This is a genomic window from Candidatus Hydrogenedentota bacterium (assembly GCA_019695095.1).
Classification (GTDB): domain Bacteria; phylum Hydrogenedentota; class Hydrogenedentia; order Hydrogenedentales; family SLHB01; genus JAIBAQ01.
In genome coordinates, this window is sequence record JAIBAQ010000299.1 from 1 (window position 1) to 5,106 (window position 5,106).

The 5,106-nt window shown below is 56.4% G+C and carries 5 protein-coding genes; all 5 read left to right on the forward strand.

Annotated elements, in window-relative coordinates; all coding sequences use genetic code 11:
• On the forward strand, nt 1-1,793 hold a 1,793-nt coding region (locus tag K1Y02_25170; GenBank protein MBX7259672.1), incomplete at its 5' end, for a hypothetical protein.
• Between the two features lie 78 nt (nt 1,794-1,871).
• A complete protein-coding gene (locus K1Y02_25175; protein ID MBX7259673.1) occupies nt 1,872-2,816 on the forward strand; it encodes an aldolase catalytic domain-containing protein in 945 nt (314 codons plus the stop codon).
• 331 nt (nt 2,817-3,147) lie between these two features.
• On the forward strand, nt 3,148-3,573 hold the full coding sequence (locus K1Y02_25180) for a PilZ domain-containing protein (GenBank protein MBX7259674.1): 426 nt from the start codon (nt 3,148-3,150) through the stop codon (nt 3,571-3,573).
• A gap of 200 nt (nt 3,574-3,773) precedes the next feature.
• Nucleotides 3,774-4,562 (forward strand): phytanoyl-CoA dioxygenase family protein, encoded by a 789-nt coding sequence (locus K1Y02_25185; GenBank protein MBX7259675.1) that lies wholly within the window; start codon nt 3,774-3,776, stop codon nt 4,560-4,562.
• Nucleotides 4,563-4,812: 250 nt separating this feature from the next.
• Nucleotides 4,813-5,106, forward strand: a 294-nt coding sequence (locus tag K1Y02_25190) for an MFS transporter (protein MBX7259676.1), incomplete at its 3' end; no start/stop codon positions are given.

A 5,106-nucleotide genomic window follows, 5' to 3' on the forward strand; every position in this document is an offset into this window, starting at 1 on the left:
CGCTCGACGTGCCGCCCGGCGACCTGATGCGCGCGTCCGCATTTCCGGTGAAAGACGGCGTGGCGCAACTCGATCAAGCAGTCGATCTTGCATCGTCCATTAAAGAGGGCAAGCTCGCATGGGAAGCGCCCGCGGGGGACTGGAGAATTCTCGTTCTGACGCAGGGTGTCCTTTACAAAGGCACGCACGCGGAATGGAGCCTTGCCTACAAGTTCCCGTACATCAACCTGCTTCAACCTGAATCGACCGCGCGATTCATTGAGGTCACGCACGCGGAGTACGCCCGGCGTATGGGCAACGATCTCGGTCAGAACTTTGTCGCGACGTTCACCGACGAGCCTTCCCTGATGAGCGTGTTTCTGCGGGAACAACCCTACAGCGTGTTGCCGTGGGCGCCTGCGTTGGCCGACGAGTTCGCGAAACGTCGCGGTTACGCCCTCGAACCGTGCTGGCCGTCGCTGGTTACGAACACTGGTCCGCAGAGTCTCAAAGCACGTTACGATTTCTGGCAGACGATTGGAGAGTTGGTTTCCGAGAACTTCTTCGGCCAACTCCAAACCTGGGGCCGTCAGCACGGTGTTTTGAGCGGCGGTCATCTGTTGTGCGAAGAGAAGCTCCTGTGGCATGTGCCGTTCTACGGCAACTTCTTCCAATGCGCGCGGCGGCTCGACGCGCCCAGCATCGATTGCCTGACGAGTCTACCCGAAGAAGTCCCGTGGTATATTGCGCGCTTGCTCAGCAGCGCCGCCGAACTCGAAGGCCGCACCGTCACCATGAGCGAGACTTCCGACCACAGCCAGCACTACCGCGCCAAAGACGACACACGTCCTGTTCGCGTCGTGACGGAGGCCGAGATTCGCGGAACCTGCAACAAGCAGATGGCCAACGGCATCACGACGATTACGAGTTACTACTCCTATCAGGACCTCGACGACGCGGCGCTCAATCGGCTTAACGAATGGGTCGGGCGTTGTTCGAACGCGCTTCGTGGCGGGCATCAGGTCGCGGACATCGCCGTCGTCTATCCCACAGAGTCGATGTGGTTGCGGTTCACACCGTCGCGCGAATGGGTGAGAGACGCCTCGCCCGAGGCACAGCGGCTTGATAAGGTGTTTCGCGACGCGGGCAACTACCTGTACAAGGCGAGCCGTGATTTCACGTTTGTGGATTCGCAAGCCATTATGGAATCCAGCGTGGCCGATGGAGCGTTGCGACACGGCAACCTCGCGTGGCGCGTCGTGGTGCTGCCCGATACCGATACCTTGCCTTTGAAGTCGTGGGAGAATCTCGCCGCGTTCTACCGAGCGGGCGGTATAGTCATCGCATTGACAAGCAAGCCCGCCAACAGCGAGATCGAGTTTCCCTCGCCGCGCGTTGCCGAGTTGGCGAAAGAGATCTTTGGCGAGGAACCAGACTCCCAGGTACACAAGAACGACGCAGGCGGATGCGGCGTGTTTCTGCCGGAGGGCAAAGAAGACCAACTCGCGAAGACTGTCGACGCGCTCATCGGACGCGACATCACCTGTTCTGGCCAAGACTCGCCCATCCGGGCGACACACCGTCGCATCAATGACCGTGAAGTTTTCTTCGTGTACAACGACGGACGTGAACCCTGGGAAGGGAAGGTGACCTTTGCCGCGAGCGGCGCCGGTGAGCAATGGGATCCGGCCACAGGTAAGATCTCGCCGTGCGATTCGGCAACGGACGTGCCGATCAAGCTGGAGCCGTTCGGGGCCATGATTCTGAAGTTTGATGAAAGTGTGCCATTGTCTAGAAATAGTGTGTCTCTGTAAGCTGCAATTGACATCCCGATGGGCTTTCTTTAGGCTAACTGCTCTATGAATGCACTACCGCTGTTGGGGAGATTTACCATGTACCGACCAGAAATCAAGGTGTTGGACTGCACCATTCGAGATGGCGGCCTGATGAATGACTGGCATTTTTCGAAGGAAATGGTTCGGGACGTGTTTGACGGTCTCGCCAAGGCCGGTGTCGACTATATCGAGCTGGGATACAAAGCGGACAAGAAGCAGTACAGCACCGCTGAATTCGGTCCGTGGCGTTTTTGCGACGAGGCCGACTTACGCGAAGTGGCCTACGAATGCCCGTCCAAGATTTCGGTCATGTGCGACGTGGGACGGACCGATTACGATTCCATACTCCCCGCCAGCGAATCCATCGTGAAGATGTACCGCGTGGCCACCTACGCGAAAGAGATTGACAAGGCCATTCATCTTGGCAATCACATCAAGGCGCTGGGATACGAAGTCTGCGTCAACATCATGGCGATTTCGCATTGCCTCGATCCCGAAATCGATGAAGCGCTCGATCAGTTGGCGCAAACCAATTTCGAAGTCGTCTATCTCGTGGACAGTTTCGGGTATCTGTATTCCGAGCAAGTCCATTACTTTGCCGAGAAATATCTGAGCCGGTTGAAAGGCAAGGAAGTCGGCATTCATATGCACAATAACCAGCAGCTCGCATTTGCCAATACGATCGAAGGCATTATCAAGGGGATCAATTACCTCGATGCCACCGTGTTCGGCATGGGGCGCGCCGCCGGCAATTGCCCGCTGGAATTGCTCATGGGTTTCCTGCGCAATCCCAAATTCAACATCCGGCCCGTTCTGGACCTCATCCAGAAATACTTCATCGACATGATGGCCGAACTGCGCTGGGGGTACGAGATTCCCTACGCCTTGACCGGCGTGCTCAATAAGCACCCGCGGGCTGCCATGGAGTTTATGAAGCGGAATCCGGACGCTTCGTTCAGCGAGTTCTTCGACAGCTTCGACCCGGCAGCCGGTTCAGACTAGACGAGGGCCTTATAGCTTCCAGGTAGCGGCGTCCACAATGCCCGAACCCTGTTCGCGTCAAGTGACTTTCAGGGCACGAGCTCGATTCTCAGCCAAATTGACGGTCGATCTTGGTCTTTTTACCTGTCTAAACCCTGAAAACCATGCTGGAATCCAATGGTAGTAGCCATTGGAATGTATTCCTGCGACTTCCTTCTGGCCTTAGTGTTAAAAATGCCCGGATTGTGAAGCAATTCGTCAAGAATAAATCTGCGCAAATCGAACTTTCTGCTGGACATTTCGCGAATTGTTTGATAATCTAAATTTGTTGGAAATCGAGGAGAGTGCCGCCATGAGTCGCTATAATGTAGACGCAGTGTGGGACGACCCCTTTGAGCATCCCGTCAATCGTCGAGTTGCGCCGCGCTATGATTCCAAGATTAAGCTTTCCATTATGGTGGAAGACGAAGACCGCAAGAACCGGCTTATTGGTCCTGGAATTGCCCGCAACATCTCGTCCACGGGCATTCTGTTGCGCACCAAGCACCAGTTGAAGCCCGGGCAGCGGGTCATGGTGTCTATTCCCACGTCGCAGATTCAGTCTGAGGCGGTCTTGCCGGAGTCATTTGTCGGGAACGCCACGGTGGTACGTGTCGAAGCGGAAGACGGCAGCATCATGAAAGCGGCCTTGCGCTTTGGCGAAGCGCTGCTTCAGAACTTCGAGTTCTCGATGTACATGAACCAACTGACGAATCTCGCGATCACTCGCGCGTCCTGATTCGTTTCCGAACCGCTCAGCGTTATAGGCCACCCCTTTACGCCAAACCCAATACCGTGCCATACTGACCTTGTCGATCCGACCTACCAGTAGGCAGGTCGCCATTCCTGGTGTTTTCTTTTGCTCGACGCGTGACGCGAGTTGCATGCCTGACGAGGCATGTTCACTGCCGTAGACTTGGGATGTGGAGGGCAAGGGCCGTGAAACTGACAGAAAAGCAGAAGCAGTTCTATGGCAAGGAAGGCTATCTCCTGGTCCAAGGTGTCCTGACGCCCGATGAGGTGGAGCGCTACAAAGCGCGGGCGCGCGAATTCGCGCTGGGCAACGTACCCAAGGGTGCGGAGAAGATGGTCGTCAAGGATGTCCGCGTAGCGAAAGGATTGGTAACGCCCGACGATCCCGAGAAGGGTATATGGAAGCTGCTTCAACCGGATTGGTATGACCCCGTATTTGAGCCATATCCGTCGACACCTGCGCTACTCGACGTTGTGGAGGGGCTGATTGGGGAAGACATCAAGGCCTTTCTCACCATGATGATCTACAAGCCGCCGGGTTTGGAGTCCGACCATCCCTTCCATCAGGATGCATTCTACTTCGGATTCGGTCCGCACGATCTGATCCTGGGATCGTGGATTGCCCTCGACCCGACCGACGAAGAGAACGGTACAATGACCGTAATTCCAAGGACGCATACCTTGCCGTTGCTGAATCACGATGTGCCGCAAGGTGACGCGGTGAACTTTGGCATCTTCGGTGCGGAAGGTTACGCCGGTCCGCATCCCGATGAAGTGCCGCTGCGGCTTCAGCCAGGCGACGCCGCGTTTTTTCATTCCAAGACTCTACACCGGACGGGGCCGAATCGCAGTGACCGCCACCGTCGAGTCTTGACGGTGCATTTTGCCAGCGCAAAATGTCATTGCGACGGCGACGTACTACCGCAACTCAAGTTCCGTCTGGTTCGAGGGCGCGAGTACGCGGGCTGCATCTGATTCGCTAACGGGATCCTCACACACATCTGTTAGAACGGCATGTCGCAAGGTGCTATACTCCCGGAAACGCACGGGCAGCGGATAACAACCGCTGCCTTTGTTTCTTGGGGTTGCCGGCGGGAAGCCGCAATGCCTCGCGCATCCGGAGAGGCGTCGCCGTTCGCGGCGCCAGAAGCTGCCATCCGTCTCGTATGTGTGCACGGGAAGGGACGCATGGTTCAATCACGATCAACCAGCAGGAGGCATGCGTGTGAATTCAGTACTCTCCGCCAAGCAGCAGTCGTGGCGCTGGCGCGTCATTATCGCTACCTTTCTCGGATACGCCGGATATTACTTCTGCCGAAAAGTCTTCGGTCTCGTCAAGACTTCGCTGCACGACGAATACAACTGGCCCATGGACGCCATCGCCTATTTGTGGGCGGCTTATCTGTTCGCTTACATGATCGGTCAGTTCTTGAACGGATACATTGGACGGAAGTGGGGGCCGCGAGTCTTGCTTCTGGGAGGTCTGGGACTTTCCATCCTGTGTAACGTGATGTTTGGC